12 protein-coding genes are annotated in these 16,590 nt (G+C 70.7%); 4 read left to right on the top strand and 8 right to left on the bottom strand.

Annotated features, from left to right (window positions below; genetic code table 11):
* Nucleotides 1-10: 10 nt before the first annotated feature.
* The 3 genes from ABZX02_RS30495 to ABZX02_RS30485 all read right to left on the bottom strand — a co-directional run bounded on the left by ABZX02_RS30495 (nt 11) and on the right by ABZX02_RS30485 (nt 4,668).
* The gene (locus tag ABZX02_RS30495) at nt 11-1,462 is read right to left on the bottom strand and encodes a non-reducing end alpha-L-arabinofuranosidase family hydrolase (RefSeq protein WP_355303179.1); all 1,452 of its coding nucleotides are present in this window, start codon (nt 1,460-1,462) and stop codon (nt 11-13) included.
* Between the two features lie 302 nt (nt 1,463-1,764).
* Nucleotides 1,765-2,733 (bottom strand): LacI family DNA-binding transcriptional regulator, encoded by a 969-nt coding sequence (locus tag ABZX02_RS30490; protein ID WP_355303177.1) that lies wholly within the window; start codon nt 2,731-2,733, stop codon nt 1,765-1,767.
* A gap of 600 nt (nt 2,734-3,333) precedes the next feature.
* Nucleotides 3,334-4,668 carry a glycoside hydrolase family 6 protein gene (locus ABZX02_RS30485; protein WP_355303175.1) on the bottom strand — a complete coding sequence of 445 codons (1,335 nt, stop codon included), beginning with the start codon at nt 4,666-4,668 and terminating at the stop codon, nt 3,334-3,336.
* Between the two features lie 482 nt (nt 4,669-5,150).
* Here ABZX02_RS30485 and ABZX02_RS30480 point away from each other — a divergent pair, with 482 nt between their 5' ends.
* The 4 genes from ABZX02_RS30480 to ABZX02_RS30465 all read left to right on the top strand — a co-directional run bounded on the left by ABZX02_RS30480 (nt 5,151) and on the right by ABZX02_RS30465 (nt 10,652).
* Nucleotides 5,151-6,518, top strand: coding sequence for an endo-1,4-beta-xylanase (locus ABZX02_RS30480; RefSeq protein WP_355303173.1), 1,368 nt, complete (start codon nt 5,151-5,153; stop codon nt 6,516-6,518).
* A gap of 72 nt (nt 6,519-6,590) precedes the next feature.
* Nucleotides 6,591-7,952 carry a glycoside hydrolase family 43 protein gene (locus tag ABZX02_RS30475; protein ID WP_355303172.1) on the top strand — a complete coding sequence of 454 codons (1,362 nt, stop codon included), beginning with the start codon at nt 6,591-6,593 and terminating at the stop codon, nt 7,950-7,952.
* A 38-nt stretch (nt 7,953-7,990) separates the two neighbouring features.
* Nucleotides 7,991-9,319 (top strand): PHB depolymerase family esterase, encoded by a 1,329-nt coding sequence (locus ABZX02_RS30470; RefSeq protein ID WP_355303170.1) that lies wholly within the window; start codon nt 7,991-7,993, stop codon nt 9,317-9,319.
* A 52-nt stretch (nt 9,320-9,371) separates the two neighbouring features.
* Nucleotides 9,372-10,652: a cellulose binding domain-containing protein gene (locus tag ABZX02_RS30465; protein ID WP_355303168.1), complete on the top strand. Its 1,281-nt coding sequence runs from the start codon at nt 9,372-9,374 to the stop codon at nt 10,650-10,652.
* Between the two features lie 143 nt (nt 10,653-10,795).
* On the opposite strand, the gene mmuM is transcribed toward ABZX02_RS30465, so the two are convergent.
* The 5 genes from mmuM to ABZX02_RS30440 form a co-directional block, all read right to left on the bottom strand.
* Nucleotides 10,796-11,692, bottom strand: coding sequence for a homocysteine S-methyltransferase (gene mmuM / locus ABZX02_RS30460; protein WP_355303166.1), 897 nt, complete (start codon nt 11,690-11,692; stop codon nt 10,796-10,798).
* Between the two features lie 148 nt (nt 11,693-11,840).
* Nucleotides 11,841-12,863, bottom strand: a complete 1,023-nt coding sequence (locus ABZX02_RS30455; protein WP_355303165.1) for a LacI family DNA-binding transcriptional regulator — start codon at nt 12,861-12,863, stop codon at nt 11,841-11,843.
* Between the two features lie 235 nt (nt 12,864-13,098).
* A complete protein-coding gene (locus ABZX02_RS30450) occupies nt 13,099-14,844 on the bottom strand; it encodes a glycoside hydrolase family 6 protein (protein WP_355303164.1) in 1,746 nt (581 codons plus the stop codon).
* Nucleotides 14,845-14,866: 22 nt separating this feature from the next.
* Entirely contained in the window at nt 14,867-15,334 is a 468-nt protein-coding gene (locus ABZX02_RS30445) for a hypothetical protein (protein WP_355303163.1), read from the bottom strand.
* Nucleotides 15,319-16,590, bottom strand: coding sequence for a lytic polysaccharide monooxygenase (locus ABZX02_RS30440; RefSeq protein ID WP_355303162.1), 1,272 nt, complete (start codon nt 16,588-16,590; stop codon nt 15,319-15,321). Before ABZX02_RS30440 ends, ABZX02_RS30445 begins: the two co-directional genes overlap by 16 nt.

Raw genomic sequence — 16,590 nt, 5'->3', positions numbered from 1 at the left:
TGGGGTCGGTTCAGCAGGTCGAGTTGGTCTGGGTCAGCAGGCCGAGCCGCCAGGGCAGCCGGTTGTACTCACCGCCTGCGTTGGGGTCCATGCCCTGGTACAGGTAGCTGAGCTTGCAGGGGCTGATCTCCATCGTCTGGTCGACGTTGGTGCGCACCATCTCGCCGTGGCTGATGTCGCGCGTCCACTGTCCACCTGGGAACGTCACGTTGTTCGCGCGGGCGAACGGGTTCGACTCGCTGTCGGCGAGCGCCGTCCACGGGCCGGTGATCGCGGGCGCGGTCCAGGAGCGGAACCAGCGGCGGCCGTCGGAGCCGATCGCCTCGTGCACGAGCAGCCACTGGTCCTTGCCGGCGATCTTGTAGACGTTGGCCGCCTCGAAGAGCCTGTTGCGGTTGCTGTCCTGCATGGCGATCACGGTGTTGGTGAAGCCGTTGGGGAACTGCCCGAGGGTGGTCTCGGAGCGGTAGAGGTGGCCGTTGTCGTCGGAGGAGAACAGGTAGCACTTCGCGGTGTCGCACACCGTCCAGAAGTCGACCCAGTAGCCGTTGCCGATGTTGTCGCGGATGATCTGCGGCATGCCGTTCGCGTAGAAGTTCCTCGGCGTGGACCACGACGACGGGTTCGAGATGTCGGTGGTCGTGGAGTACGAGGCGTTCGACCCGGTCTGGTAGACGAGGTACCAGAGGCGCTGCGGCGCGAAGTAGAAGACCTGCGGCGCCGCGCGGTAGCCGCTGCCGACGCCGGAGCGGTCGAGGTAGAAGTGGGGCGCGGCCGAGGCCTGGGACCAGTCGCTGAAGCTCGTGTACATCAGGTTGTAGCCGTCGGTGTAGGTCGAGGCGAAGACGTGGTACTTGCCGTCGTGGTAAACGACGCTCGGGTCCTTCACGGCGACGTTCGCGTGCGTGGCGTCCGGCTTCGGGCTGATCAGCTGGCCGCTCGACGACCAGCGGAAGCTCGACGGCAGGCTGCCCACCGGCGGGGTGCCGGTCGTGGTCGTGGTGGTGGTCGTCGTCGTGGTGGGGCCGACGCCACCGGTGCACAGGGTGCCGTTCAGGGTGAACGCGGCCGGGCTCGGGTTGGAGCCGCTGCTCGCGCCGTTGAAGCCGAACTCCACCCTGCCCCCGGTGGGGATGGTCGCGTTGTAGGAGACGTTGCGGGCGGTCACCTGAGCGCCGGCCTGGGTCACCTGGGCGTTCCAGGCCTGCTGGACCTGCTGGCCCGCGCCGAAGCTCCAGGTGAGCGTCCAGCCGTTCACGGCGTCGCCGAGGTTCGTGACGGTCACGGCGGCGGTGAACCCACCGTCCCACTGCGACGGTGTGGCGTAGGTGACCGAGCACCCCGGCGCGGCGGAGGCGGGCTGGTGGGCCACGGCGGTCAGCGCGGTGACCGCGACAAGCGGGACCGCCGCCAGGGCCGTGAGGCGGGCGCGCCGGGACGTGAGGATCCGTGCGAGAGACATGGTCACCCTTCGTCGGTGGAGGGGCGGGGCAGTTCGGCAGGTTCTTCCACAGTGGACTGAGCGGCGATCGGCGCATCGCACGGCGATGTCAGCGGGCTCGGCATGGGGAGCCTTTCGTCGACGACGGGTCAACGGCAGGAGCGGCTACCAGCAATGTAACGACGGCCTCGCCCGAGGGTCAAAGCTAAATGTGAGCGCTAACTTTTAGCCGATCCCCCACCCATAAGATGAAGAGCGAGAACAGTGGCCACGCGTCTGTTAACGCAAACATGAAATCCGTCGAGCGACTGGTGAACCCCGCCTCACCGGCGCGCCCTCGCCACCGACGCACCCACCCGGACCGGCATCGGCACCCGCTGGACCGGCGACCGGACTCCGCGCCCCTCCACGATCCCCACCAGCACCTCGACCGCCCTCTCCCCCAGCTCGCGCCGCGGCACCGCCACGGTCGTCAGCCGGGGCAGCATCCACGACGCGACGGCGTGGTCGCCGAACCCGACCACCGACACGTCTCCCGGCACCGACAGCCCGGCCTCGGCGAGCGCCCGATAGGCCCCGAACGCCAGCCGGTCGTCGAGGCACACCAGCGCTCCGGGCCGGTGCCGGCGCAGCAGTTCCCCGGTGACGTCGTACCCGGCCTCCGGCGTCCACTCAGGACAGTGGTGCACCCGGACGTCGGCGCCGAGAACGTCCCGCAGCCCGGCAAGCCGTGCCGCGCCCCCGTGCGCGGACCCGGTACCAACCAGGTGCACACCGCGGACGTGCCCCGCCTCGACCAGCAGACGTGCCGCCGCACGCCCGCCCCGCACCTCGTCCGGCACGACCGAGGGAAGCCCGGCGGCAGTGGCGTTGAGCAGCACGGTGGGACGCAGTCCGGCCGGCGGAACGGCGGTCCGCACGCCCGCGGTCGCGAGCACAACGCCGTCGGCCCGGCGGTCGCGCATCGCCTCGACCAGACTCCGCTCCACCACCGGGTCGCCACCGGACTCGCCGACGAACAGCAGGAAGCCACACCGGTGCGCGGCCTCCACCGCGCCACGCACGACGTCCCCGGCCTGAACGGACGACTCGGCGTCGAGCACGAAGCCGATCGTCCTGGACAGCCCGTCGCGCGCACCGGCACCCCGCCGGTAGCCCAGCTCCCGCGCCGTGGACCGGACGCGCTGTTCGGCAGCCTCCGAGATGCGCAGTTCGCGCGCCCGGCCGGTCAGCACGAGGGAGGCCGTCGTGACCGACACCCCGCTCGCGGCCGCCACGTCGGCCAGGGTCACGCGCGATCGTCGCACCGCAGGTCCGCCTCCCGCTTCGACAGCCCGGCGGCGAGGTCCCCGGCCCACTCGAGGACCCGGCCGCAGGGTTTTCCAGCACGCGCCGGAAACCCGGCTCACCTGAGGACCGGCCGCCGGGTTCTCCAGCACGCGCCGGAAACCCGGTCCTCCTCAAGACCAGAGGCCGGGTCCCCGGCCCCGCGCCGGAAGCCCGGCCCACCTCAAGACCCGACAGCAGAGTCCCCGCCCATGCCGACGCCCCCGGTCCACCTCGGGATTCGGCAGCAGGGTCCCCCGGCTCACGCCGGAAACCCGTTCCACGCCAGGACCCGGCGGCAGGGTCGCCGGCCCGCGCCAGAAACCGGCCCACCTCAAGACCCGGCGGCAGAGTCTCCGGGACATGCCGGCGACCCCGGTCCACCTCAGGCACCCAGCCCACGCCAGAGAACCACCCCACCCGGGACCCAGAGGCCGAGCCCCCAGCACGCGCCAGAAACCCGGCCCCCCCAGGCCCCAGCAGCAGGGTCCCCTGCCCACGCCACAAACCCCGCTCCAGGACCCGACGACGGGGTCCCCGGCCCACGCCGGGAACCCCGGTCCACCTCAGGAACAGGCGACCCCGTTCAGCACCGGCGACGAGAACGGCGGGGTGCCGCCGTAGTTCGCGTTGTACCCGATGCTCACCTGCGCCCCGGCCCCGATCGACCCGTTCCACGCCGCGTTCGCCACCCGCACCTGGTCGCCCTGGTCGGTCCAGTTCCCGTTCCAGCCCTGGGTCACCGCGACGCCCGGCGCCGAGAACGTGAACGTCCACCCGTTGATCGCCGCGCCGCGGTTCACGATCACGATCTCCGCGGAGTAGCCGCCCTGCCACTGGCTCGTCACGCGGTGGGTCGCGGTGCAGCCGCCACCGGGGTTGCCGCCGCCCGACGTGGTCGTGGTCGTCGTGGTGGTGGTCGTCGTCGTGATCGGGCCGGCGGCCATCGCGAGCTCGTACGCCCGCTGGGGCACGAACTGGCCGGCCGGCGCGATGCAGCCGTCGGACTCGCCGGGCAGCTTGACCCACAGGAACGCCTCGATCCGCGCGTCGCCCGTGTTCGTCGTGCTCGGGATGCCGATCGCGCGGCCGGACGGGTCGCACCACTCGCTGCCCGCGGGGCCGTTGCCGTTGCGGCTCGTGTCGACCACGGCCTTGAGGCGGCTGTCCCCGACGGCGTTGAGCACGTTCTTCGCGAAGTTCACCTCGTCGGAGGTGGCCCGGTAGTTGGACACGTTCGTCGAGATGCCGTCGGCGCTGTTCGAGATGTCCGCGCCGCGCAAGCGGTTCGCGGCCTCGGACGGGTTCAGCCACGCCGAGTGGCCGATGTCGAAGTAGACCTTGGCCTGGCCGGAGCCCGCCTTCAGCCTCTTGCCCGCGTAGGCCATCGACGCCTTGGTCTGGTTCTGCTGGTCCGTGCTCTGGCAGTTGGTCATCAACGGCAGCACATCGGGCTCCAGCACGATCGTCGCCGGACGGCCCTGCAGGCCCGCCGCGACCTCGTCCACCCACGCACGGTAGGCCTCGTGCGAGGGCGCTCCGCCGCCGCTCGCGCCTCCGCAGTCGCGGTTCGGGACGTTGTAGACCACCATGATCGGGATCTTGCCCGCCGCGGCCGCCGCCCCGACGAAGGAGCTGACCTCCGACCGCACCGTCGAGGTGTTGGTCGTGGTGTACCACCGCGCCTGCGGCACCGAGGCGATGCGGTCGCGGATGACCGCCGCCCGCGAGTCGCCCGGGTTGGCCGCCACCCACCGCGCGCTCGAGCTCGACGGGTCGACGTAGAACGCCGACTCGGCGGCGCTGACGGTCGCGCCGCCGCTGACGACCAGGGCGGTGACCCCGGCGACGACCGCGCCCGCGAGAGCGCCCGCGCTCGTGCCCCGCTTCCACCGTGTCATCGTGTCTCCAAGTTCGCTCGGTTGCAGGGATTCGGTTCTCGCAGCGCCATTGCTGTCCGAAGGGGGAATCAGCGACGCGAGAGCGCTCTCATAACGTCGGAGATGCGAATGCGAGTTCGGGCCAACGTAACCACGGAACACTGAATCGTCAACGGCGGGAACAGTGTTGACCGGCATTGCGGAGAAAGTTTCGAAAACGTTCTCGCGAAATGCGCTCAACGCTGTGACGTGGTAGTTGGGAGCGCTCCCTCACGGGGCTACGCCGATCGGGGCAACCTGCTGTCGAATTCGACGACGACTTCTTGTGACCCCGGACCGGAGGCTGCGACACTCCGGAACGGCAACGGAGGGCGGCGGCGGAACAACCCTTCCGTCATTTCTCACCGCCCACCGAGATCCGGCAATGGCGCACCGGGTCCGGCCTTCTGTCCTGCCCATCACCCGCCCTGCATTTCGGGTCGAAACCCCGGGAAGTGTGGAAGATGAAACTGACATCGAAGTCAGTAGCCCTGATCCCGATCATCGCCACGGTCGCGACAGCCGCGATCGGCGCCACCCTGATCGCCCCTCCCGTCGCGAACGCGGCGACCACCCTGGCCGCGGCAGCGCAGCAGAGCGGCCGGTACTTCGGCACCGCCGTCGCGGCGGGCAGGCTCGGTGACTCAACGTACGTGGGCATCCTGAACCGCGAGTTCGACATGGTCACGGCCGAGAACGAGATGAAGATGGACGCGACCGAGCCGAACCAGAACCAGTTCAGCTACGGCAACGCGGACCGGATCGTGAACCAGGCCCGCGGCCAGGGCAAGCGGATCCGCGGGCACGCGCTCGCCTGGCACTCGCAGCAGCCCGGCTGGATGCAGAACATGTCCGGCACCGCCCTGCGCAACGCGATGCTCAACCACGTCACGCAGGTCGCGACGTACTACCGCGGCAAGATCTACGCCTGGGACGTCGTCAACGAGGCCTTCGCCGACGGCAGCAGCGGCGCGCGGCGCGACTCCAACCTCCAGCGCACCGGCAACGACTGGATCGAGGCCGCGTTCCGCGCGGCGAGGGCGGCCGACTCCGGCGCCAAGCTCTGCTACAACGACTACAACACCGACGACTGGTCGCACGCGAAGACCCAGGCCGTCTACCGGATGGTGCAGGACTTCAAGTCCCGCGGCGTCCCGATCGACTGCGTCGGCCTGCAGTCGCACTTCAACAGCCAGAGCCCGGTGCCGTCGAACTACCAGACGACGCTGCAGAACTTCGCGAACCTCGGCGTGGACGTGCAGATCACCGAGCTCGACATCGAGGGCTCCGGCAGCACGCAGGCCCAGAACTACCAGCGGGTGACCCAGGCCTGCCTCAACGTCGCGCGCTGCACGGGCATCACCGTGTGGGGCATCCGCGACACGGACTCGTGGCGCGCCTCCGGCACCCCGTTGCTGTTCGACGGCAGCGGCAACAAGAAGGCCGCGTACAACTCCACGCTGGACGCGCTCAACGCGGGTGGTGGTACCGGCCCGACGTCGACCACGACCACCACCACGACGACGAGCAACGACCCGGGCACCGGCGCCTGCACGGCCACGGTGTCACTGAACCAGTGGAACGAGGGCTTCGTCGCCACGATCAAGGTCACGGCAGGCTCCAGCGGGCTGAGGGGCTGGACCGTCACGACGACGCTGTCGAACGCCACGGTCACCGGGTCGTGGAGCGCGACCCGCAGCGGCAACAGCGGAACGGTCAACTGGACGAACGTGGACTACAACGCCAACGTGCCGGCGGGCGGCTCCACCGAGTTCGGCTTCCAGGGCAGCGGCAACGGATCGGGCCTGAACCCGACCTGCGCGGCGCGCTAGCGACCCCGGCGGGCTCCCGCGGCAGCGACGTGACGTCCTCCGCGGGAGCCCGCCTGCCCTCGGGAGGCGATGATGGCCCTGATCCGCAAGATCTGGACGCTGGTCGTCGCGGTGGTGAGCGCGCTGGTCGTGGTGTCCGTCCCCGCGCGGGCGGACAACCCGGTCGTGCAGCACATCTACACCGCCGACCCCGCGCCGTTGGTCCACAACGGACGCGTCTACCTCTACACAGGACACGACGAGGACGGCTCGACCTGGTTCACCATGAAGGAGTGGCGGGTCTTCTCGTCCGCCGACATGGTGAACTGGACCGACCACGGCTCCCCCATGAGCCTCGCGACCTTCAGCTGGGCGAGCAAGGACGCCTGGGCGGGTCAGGCCGTGGAGCGCAACGGGAAGTTCTACTGGTACGTGCCCGCCGTCAACCGCGCCACGGGCCGCATGGCCATCGGCGTCGGCGTGGCGGACAGCCCCACCGGCCCGTTCCGCGACGCGCTCGGCAAGCCGCTCGTCGAGAACGGCGAGATCGACCCGTCGGTGATGGTCGACGACTCCGGGCAGGCGTACCTGTACTGGGGCAACCCCAACCTCTGGTACGTCCGCCTCAACGCCGACATGACCTCGTTCTCGGGCGGTGTCCAGCAGATCCCGCTCACCACGGCGGGGTTCGGCACGCGCACCGGTGACCCGAACCGGCCCACCCTCTACGAGGAGGGTCCGTGGGTCTTCAAGCGCAACGGCCTGTACTACAACGTCTTCGCCGCGAAGTGCTGCTCGGAGTTCATCGGCTACTCGACCGCGCCGACGCCGACCGGGCCGTGGACCTACCGCGGCAGCGTGATGGCCACGCAGGGCAGCAGCTTCACCAACCACCCCGGCATAGTCGACTTCAAGGGCAGCTCGTACTTCTTCTACCACAACGGCGCCCTGCCGGGCGGTGGCGGCTTCACCCGCTCCGTCGCCGTCGAGAGGTTCAGCTACAACGCCGACGGCACGATCCCCTCGCTCACCATGTCCGCGGCCGGTCCACCGGCGGCGGACACGCTCGACCCGTACGTCCGCCAGGAAGGCGAGACGATCGCGTGGGGCAGCGGCGTGGAGACCGAACCGTCGAGCGAGGGCGGCCTGAACCTCAGCCACCTCAACAACGGCGACCACGTGAAGCTGAAGAACGTCGCCTTCGGCACCGGCGCGAGGACCTTCACGGCCCGTGTCGCGTCCACCGTCGCGGGCAGCTCCGTCGAGGTCCGTTCCGGGAGCCCGACCGGCGCGCTCGCGGGCACCTGCTCCGTGCCGAACACCGGCGGCTGGCAGAACTGGACCACCGTCTCCTGCGCGGTGACCGGGCTGACCGGCACGCGCGACCTGTACCTGAGGTTCGCCGGCGGCGGCAGCTACCTGCTCAACGTGAACTGGTGGCAGTTCAGCGCCTGATCCCCGAACTCCCTCTCCTGCAAGAGAACGAGGTCACCGTGACCCTCTCCCACTCCGGGCGGCACACGACCCGGTACCGCGTCATCGCGCTCGTCGCCGCGGTGCTGTCGGTCGTCGCCGCCGTCGCGCTCTCCTCCACGCCGCAGCAGGCGCACGCCGCGTCCCTGACGCGCGTGACCGGCTTCGGCACCAACCCGACCAACCTCAACATGTACGTCTACGCGCCGGACCGGCTCGCGGCCCGTCCCGCGCTGCTGCTGATGATCCACTACTGCACCGGCACGGCGAGCGCCGTGCACAACGGCGGTGGCCGCGACTACGTCACCGCCGCGGACCGGTACGGGTACGTGATCGTCTACCCGGAGGCGACGCGGGACGGCCGCTGCTTCGACGTCTCCACCCAGAACGCGTTGCGCCGCAACGGGGGCAGCGACTCCACCGGCATCATGTCGATGGTGTCGTACGCGCGCCAGCGCTACAACGTCGACCCGGCGCGCATCGTCGTCTCCGGCATCTCGTCCGGCGCGATGATGACCAACGTGCTGACCGCCCAGTACCCGGACGTGTTCAGCGCGGCCTCGGCCTTCGCGGGCGTGCCCGCCGGGTGCTTCGCGACCACCGACGGGTCGATGTGGAACAGCCAGTGCTCCGGCGGCACGCTGCTGAAGACCCCGCAGCAGTGGGGCGACCAGGCACGGGCCATGTTCCCCGGCTACACCGGCGCTTACCCGCGGATCCAGCTGTGGCACGGCACGAACGACACCACTCTGGCCTACCCGAACTTCGGCGAGGCGCTCGACCAGTGGACGAACGTGCACGGCGTGAGCAGGACCCCGGCGTCGACCGACCAGCCCCAGTCGAACTGGACCCGCACCCGGTACGGCGCCTCGGGTGTCGTCGAGGGCATCAGCGCCCAGGGCACCGGCCACGACGTGCCGACCGCCGGCATGGTCGGGTACGCCATCTCGTTCCTCGGCCTGGACCGCCCCGGCACCGACCCCACCACCACGACGACGACCACGACCACCACGACGACCCCGCCGCCGTCCCAGGGCTGCTCGGTCAAGGCGGCGGTCAACGCCTGGAACAACGGCCTGACCGAGACGATCACCATCACCAACACGTCGTCGGCGGCGGTGAACGGCTGGAAGCTGCAGTTCACGCTGCCGGGCGGGCAGGCGATCACGGGTGGCTGGAGTGCCACCTACTCGCCGGCGAGCGGCCAGGTGACGGCGTCCAACGTCTCCTACAACGCGCAGATCCCGCCGTCCGCCCAGATCTCGATCGGGCTGCAGGCGACGCACACGGGCAACAGCGCGGCCGCCACCGGGTTCGCACTCAACGGCGTGCCGTGCGCCGCGGCCTGATCTCCTGCTGCGAAGGGGAAAACGATGATCCAGGAAGTGGAAGGGACGAGCCATGCCCCGGCGTAGGTCGGTGATCGCGGCGGCCGCCGCGGGCGTCGTGGTGTTCCTCGGTGCCGCGGGCATCGCGCTCGGCGGCCCGGCGGGTGACGTCACCACGACGGCGGCGACCGCCGGCTGCGGCAAGCCGCCCGCGCTGTCGAGCGGCCAGCACACCATCACGAGCGGTGGCCAGAGCCGCTCGTACATCCTGCGACTGCCACCGAACTACGACAGCAACCGCCAGTACCGGCTGTTCGTGGGCTTCCACTGGCGTGGAGGTACCGCGGGCGACGTCGACTCCGGTGGCGGCGACGGCTACAACTGGTCCTACTACGGCCTGCGCAGGCTCTCCGACGCCGCGAACAACGGCACGATCTTCGTGGCGCCGCAGGGCAACGGCAACGGCTGGGCCAACCCCGGCGGCCAGGACCTGAGGTTCGTCGACGACCTCGTGGCGCTGCTCGACTCCTCGCTGTGCGTCGACACCACCCAGCGCTTCGCGGGCGGCTTCAGCTACGGCGGCGGCATGTCCTACGCGGTGGCCTGCGCGAGGCCGACCGTCTTCCGCGCCGTGGTCGTCTACGCGGGCGCGCAGCTCAGCGGTTGCGACGGCGGCACCCAGCCCATCGGGTACATGGGCATCCACGGCGTGAGCGACAACGTCCTCGGCATCGGACTGGGCCGCGGCCTGCGCGACACGTTCGTGCGCAACAATGGCTGCACCGCGCAGAACCCGCGCGAACCGAGCGCGGGCAGCCGCACGCACATCGTCACGGCCTACAGCGGCTGCCGGTCCGGCTACCCCGTGGTGTGGGCGGCGTTCGACGGCGGGCACACACCGGGTCCGATCGACTCGGGCGGTGACGGCTGGCGGACCTGGACCTCCGGCGAGGTGTGGAAGTTCCTCACCCAGTTCGGCGGCGGCACCGATCCGACGACCACCACGACCACGACCACCACGTCGCCTCCCGGTGACGCGGCCTGCCGGGTCGGCACCGCGGTCAACGCCTGGAACAACGGCCTGACCGCGAACCTCACCATCACCAACACCGGGACCACGCCGGTGAGCGGGTGGTCGCTGGTCTTCACGCTGCCCGGCGGCCAGACCATCACCGGCGGGTGGAGCGCCACCTACTCCCCCGCCTCGGGCCAGGTGACCGCGCGGAACGTCTCCTACAACGGCGAGCTCGCGCCGGGAGCGTCGACCACGGTCGGGTTCCAGGCCACGCACACCGGCAACGCGGCGGCGCCGTCGTCGTTCAGCCTCAACGGGAACACCTGCGCCACGGGGTGACAGCGGCTTGTGCGGGGTGGGCGGCGGGGTGCACAAGACCTCGTCGCCCACTCGCGCAATACGACACACCCAGGAGCAGGCGGCAGCGTGTTCAACACTTCAGGACCACCCGCACCAGGGCCGCCCGAGAACAGGCGGACCGCTCAGGACCTCGCCGCCAACTCCCGCGCGAGCACCGCGATCGTCTCGGTCCCGGTGCGGCAGCACCCGCCCACCAGCCGGGCACCCGCGTCGGCCCACTCCCCCGCGGCCTCCGCGAACCCGGTGCCGTCCCCGGTCCACGACCGCCCCCGCGCGTCCCAGCTCTCGCCGCTGTTCGGGTACACGACGACCGGCAGCCCGGTCACGCGCCGCGCCACGTCGACCGCCTCCGCGACGTCCTCCGGCGCGCAGCAGTTCACCCCGACGGCGATCACCTCGTCCACACCGGACACGACCGCGAACGCCTCCTCCAGCGGTTGCCCGGCGCACGTCCGGCCGCCGCGAACGCTGTAGGAGAGCCACATCGGCACGCCGCCGCCGCGCACGACGTCCAGCACCGCCTCGGCCTCGTCGACGTCCGGGACCGTCTCGACGGCGAGCACGTCCGGTTCCGCCGAGCAGAGCACCTCGAGACGCCGGCGGTGGAACCCGACGAGCTCCTGCCGGGTCAGGCCGTAGCGGCCGCGGTACTCCGAGCCGTCGGCGAGCACGGCGCCGTACGGTCCGACCGACGCCGCCACCCAGCGGTGTCCGTCCACTTCGGACGCTGCGGAGCGGGCCAGTGCCACGCTGGAGCGCAGCAGACGGGTCGTCTCGTCCTCGGCTATGCCCCGGCGGGCGAAGCCGGCGAAGCTCGCCTGGTAGCTCGCGGTGATGGCGACCGCGGCGCCCGCTCGGTAGTAGGCGAGGTGGGCGGCGCGCACCGCGTCCGGGTCGGTGAGCAGCAGCCGCGCCGACCACAGGTCGTCGGACAGGTCGTGGCCGGCCTGTTCCAGTGCGGTCGACATGCCGCCGTCGAGCACGACCACGCCACGCGCCAGTGCTTCCGCCAGTTCCACCCCGGCGAGTCTACGCAAGGGGAGGAGTGCGCGACGGTTCACAGATCGCGCACTCCTCCAAGGCGGTCCCGGGGAAGCGTTCCCGCGTGCGCGCCGCAAGTCCACACGCGAGAACGCCGCCTCCGCGCCGCCTGTCCGGGGGCCTGGCTCAGGCCGTGCCGCGGTGGGGCACCGGATCCGGCGTGCTGGCCCGGCGCGACAGCCTCGGGGGCAGCAGCATCAGCGGAGGCGGTTGCTTGCCCTCCAGCTTGGCCACCAGCAGGTCGACGGCGTGCCGGCCGAGCTCCTCCGCCGGCAGTCGCACCGAGGTGAGCAGCGGCGAGGTCTGCTCGGCCAGCTCGTCCGGGCAGATCGCGACCACGGCCACGTCACCGGGGACCTGGCGGCCCGCCGCGCGCAGGCACGTGGTGATCCAGCCGAGCGCCGCCTCGTTGTGCACGACCAGCGCCGTCATCGACGGGTGGGCGCGGATGAGCGCCTTGGTGGCCCGCAGCACCGAGTCGTGGTCGCCCTCGACGGACAACGCCGTCGCGGCCACTCCCCTGCGCATCGCGGCCGCGCTGAAGCCGTTCATGGTGCGGTGGGCGAAACCGGTGCTGCGGCGGTAGACCGCGCTCGGCGCGCCGAGGAAGCCGATCGAGCGGTGGCCGAGGTCCGCGAGGTGGTCGACGCACTTCGCGCCCGCCGCCTCGAAGTCGAGGTCCACGCACGTGAGGCCGCGCGCGGCCGCCGGGTGTCCGATGAGGACGGACGGCTTGGTGAGCTGCCGCAGCAGGGGCACCCGGTCGTCGTCCATCTCCACGTCCATCACGAGGAACCCGTCGACCTGGGCGCTGACCGCCGCCCGGCGCAGGCCCGCCGCGCCGTCGTCCGCGGTCATGAGCAGCAGGTCCATGTCGTAGCGGCGCGCGGTCGTCACCGCGGCGGTGACGAAGCGCATCACCGCGGGCAGGTGGGTGCCCGCGCGCAGCGGGAGGACGAGCCCGATCACGTTCGTCCGCCCCGCGGAGCTGGCGCGGTCCGAGGCGTGCGGCTGGTAGCCCAACGCCCTGATGCTCTCGCGGACTCTCGACTTCGTGTCCGCGGAGATCGACCGCTTGCCCGTGAGGACGTAGGAGACCGTGCTCGGGGCGACCCCGGCGTGCCTTGCGACGTCCGCGATGGTGACCACACAGCCTCCTCTCGCGCTTGCGCTCAGTGAGCGTGCCGACACCATAGGGAGCACCTTCTGATGACATCAAGAGTTATGTGTGCGTTAACATTGCGCAATTCGGGTGGTCCAGACGAATTCTCAACCGTCTGGAAACTTGCCCGACGGAAAACCAGGGCAGGCAGGAAGAGCGCACCCACGCGGCGCGACCTCGCACTCCGAGGCCGGCCGCATGGGCACGCTCACATCCCGCAGCTCAGAGCGCCGGGTAGGCGTTGCGCATGAGCTCCTGGAACTGGGCGGAGAACCACTTGCCCGAGATCGGGGCGTTGCCGAGCGCACCGGACATGTTGTTGCCGTTGCGCACGTTGCCGGTGTACGTGGGGTCGCACATCCGGTCGAAGCCCTTGCCCTCGTTGTTCGGGATCTCCTCGCTGGCGCCGTCGGACTCACCCGGCGGCTTCATCCACACGTAGGCGTCGATGCCCGACTCCGGGGCCGCCTTCGGGCGCTCGCCCAGGCCGGCACCGGCCTGGTTGCACCAGTTGCCGAGGTGGATGCGCCGGTCCAGCTTGCCGCCGTTGACGTACGCGTCCACGCTCGTCGTCGGGCCGGGGCCCGTCGGACGGGCGCTGCCGCCCCAGCCGTTGCGGCTGGTGTCGATCAGCACACCGACGCCCGCGTCGAACCCGGCCTGCACGGCCCGGTTGCGGAACGCCTGCGCGTAGGACAGCCCGTCGACGTAGCGGTTCCAGTCCACCCACTTCGACTGGCGGACCGACGTGCCGTTCACCGAGTCCTCGATCTTGAAGTACGGCTCCTTGAGCGCGCCGTAGTTCGCGGTGTTGGCGATGAAGCCGTGCACGTTCGCCTTGGTGCTGCCGGACGCGTTGGCCGCCTGGAACAGCAGCTCGGCGGTCGGACCGAAGTTGTCGTCCCAGCCGATCCAGCCGTGGTGACCGATGTCCAGGTAGTTGTAGACGTTCGACACCGCACCGAGCTTCGCCAGCGCGTAGCCGACACCGGTGACGTAGTTGCCGTTGGACTTCATCGTGTCGCAGGCCGCCACAGCGGTCGGACGCGGCGACACGTTGGTGATCAGGTTCGGCAGCGAGTCGATCTCGACCGTGGTCACGATGCGCAGGCCCGAGTACGCCGGCCGGGCGAGGATCGCCGCGATCGGGTCGATGTACTCCGACTTGTAGCGGTCGATCTCGGTCGCCTTCAGCTCACCGTTCGACGCGAGCGCCGAGCAGTCGCGACCGGGCAGGTTGTAGATCACCAGCTGGATGACGAGTGGTGAGCCCGCCGCCTGGCGCACCGCCTCGTCCAGGTGTCCCACCAGACCGCGGGAGTCGGCCGTGCCGGCGATCGCCGCGATGCGGTCGAGCCACACGCCGGTGGGCTGGTTCGCGACCCGGCTGCCGCCGGGCTCCGCGGCGGCCTTGGCCGACCAGTCCGGGTTCACGTACTGCTTCGCACCGACGTACGGGTTGTCGACCCGGTTGCCCGGGCCAGGTCCGTTCGAGGTCGTGGTGGTGGTGGTGGTGGTCGTCGTCGTGGTCGTCGTGGTGCCCGGCTGACCGGTGCACGTCGTGCCGTTCAGGGTGAACGACGAGGGGTTGACGTCGCCGCTCGCGGCGCCGGAACCGTTGAAGCCGATGTCGATGGACGCGTTGGTGCCCAGGTTCCCGTTCCACGACATGCTGGCCGCGGTCACGTTCGCACCGGACTGCGTCCAGGTGGCGCTCCAGCCCTGTGCCACGCGCTGGTTGCCGGGAAGTGCGAACTTCAGCGTCCAGCCACCCGAGATCGCGTCACCGAGGTTGGTGATCTTCACCGAGGCACCGAAACCGCCTCCGCCCCAGGGGTTGGCCGTGTAGTCCACACGACACCCCGGTGCGGCGCCCGCGGGTGCGCTCATCGCCACCCCGAACGTTGCCACGGCAGTGGCGACCACGACTCCCGCCGCGGCCCACCGCCTCTGTCCGTTGAGCTTCATCGCTCCGGATCTCCTGTCTCTCTCAGTGGTGCTTGATCTCCACGAGCGAACACGCGGTGGGCGTGCACTCGAGTCTCTTGAGCCCCAGGTACTCCATGCCGATCGAGCCGGTCAGCGCGAAGCCGTCCCCGAACGCGAGGTCCGGGTCGCCCCGGACCTCGCCGCTCGCGAGCGCGGCCGGCCAGGCCTGCTCCAGGCCCGGTTTCAGGACCAGCAGCCCGAGCCGCCCGTACGGCGCCTTGGCGCAGGTCCCCCACTCCGCGATGAACGGCGCGTAGACCTTCGACCGCACCGGGCCGACGAACTCCGTGAAGTCGTCGCCCCGGCGGACGGTCGCGCACTCGTCGGTCAGGTCGTGCAGCCACGCCGCGATGCCGTCGACGCCCTTGCCGAGATCTGGGGTGGGTTCGGCGCGTCCTACGAGGAGGGCGAACGTCACCGAACCCACCACCAGGAGGGCGAGCAGCGCCCTCGTCACCGGACGGCGCACGCCGAACCGTTGAGCGTGAAGGACGTCGGGTCGGTCGGTGTGGACGACGTGTTCGCGTTGAAGCCGAACGACGCCGAGGCACCGGGTGCGAGGTTCGCGTTGTACGACACGCCCTTCGCCGTGGCACGTCCACTCGCGACGGTGATGGTCGACGACCACGCCTGCGCCAGCGTCTGCCCCGCGGGGAAGTCCCACACGAGCTCCCACGCGTTGGCCGCGCTGGTGCCCGTGTTCGTCACCGTCACGTTCGCGGTGAACCCGCCGCTCCACGTGCTCGGGCGCGAGTACGCGACCGTGCAGGAACCCGTCGGTGTCCCGCCGCCCGTCGACGTCCTGACCGCGACCGCGGACGAGGCCGTCGAGGCGTTGCCCGCCGAGTCGGCCGCGACCACGGTGAACGAGTACGCCGTGTCCGCGCTGAGGCCGCTGACCGTCACCGAGTTCGTGGACGAGGTCGCGACCACCTGGCCACCGCTGTACACGCGGTAGGACGACACGCCCACGTTGTCCGTCGACGCCGTCCAGTCGAGCCGCACCGAACTGCTCGTGACGCCCGAGGCGACAGGGGTGCCCGGCGCCGAGGGCGCGGTGGTGTCGGGCGTGCCCGTGCCACCACCGAACACGACGTCGGAGCAGCTGTAGAACGCCTCGGGGCTGTCCGAGCGCTGCCACAGCGAGTAGATGATGTGGCGGCCGGACTTGTTGGGCATCCGGGCCTGCCACGCGTACTCACCATTGGCGAGCGGCGGGTTCGTCACCTTGTCGAACGGCGTCGACTCGAGGTCGGACCACTTGAGCGGCTTCGTCGGGTCGAAGCCGTCCTTGGTGACGTACTGCTCCCACGTGCCGGGGTGCGGCGCCCACGCGTTGTACCGCAACGTGACCGTGCTGTTCGCCTGCACCTGCGTCGTGGGCCAGTCGCCACGGGTCAGGTTGTAGGCGGCGTACTTCGTGGTGGGGCCGCACAGGTTGCCGTCGGGGATGATCTCCCGGTGCCGCCCGGCGGCGTTGCTGATCAGGTTGCCGAACCAGTCCCAGAGCGGCTGCTTCCCGCCCTGGGCCACGGCCGCCTGGCACGCGGGGTTGGTGGGGTTGAGGTCGCCGCCACCGCCGCCGGCACGCCCGTCCTCGTAGCAGAGGTAGGTGCGGCTGCCCGGCCAGACCATCGAGCCGTGCGCGACCGCCGTGCCACCGGTGTGCACCAGGACGGCGCCGACCGCGGCCGCGACAGCCAGGAGCGCTATGCGTTTTCTCAT

Origin of the sequence: Lentzea sp. NPDC003310 (assembly GCF_040610935.1) — a bacterium.
Taxonomy (GTDB): Bacteria; Actinomycetota; Actinomycetes; order Mycobacteriales; family Pseudonocardiaceae; genus Lentzea.
This window is presented reverse-complemented; position numbering and strand designations above follow the sequence as displayed.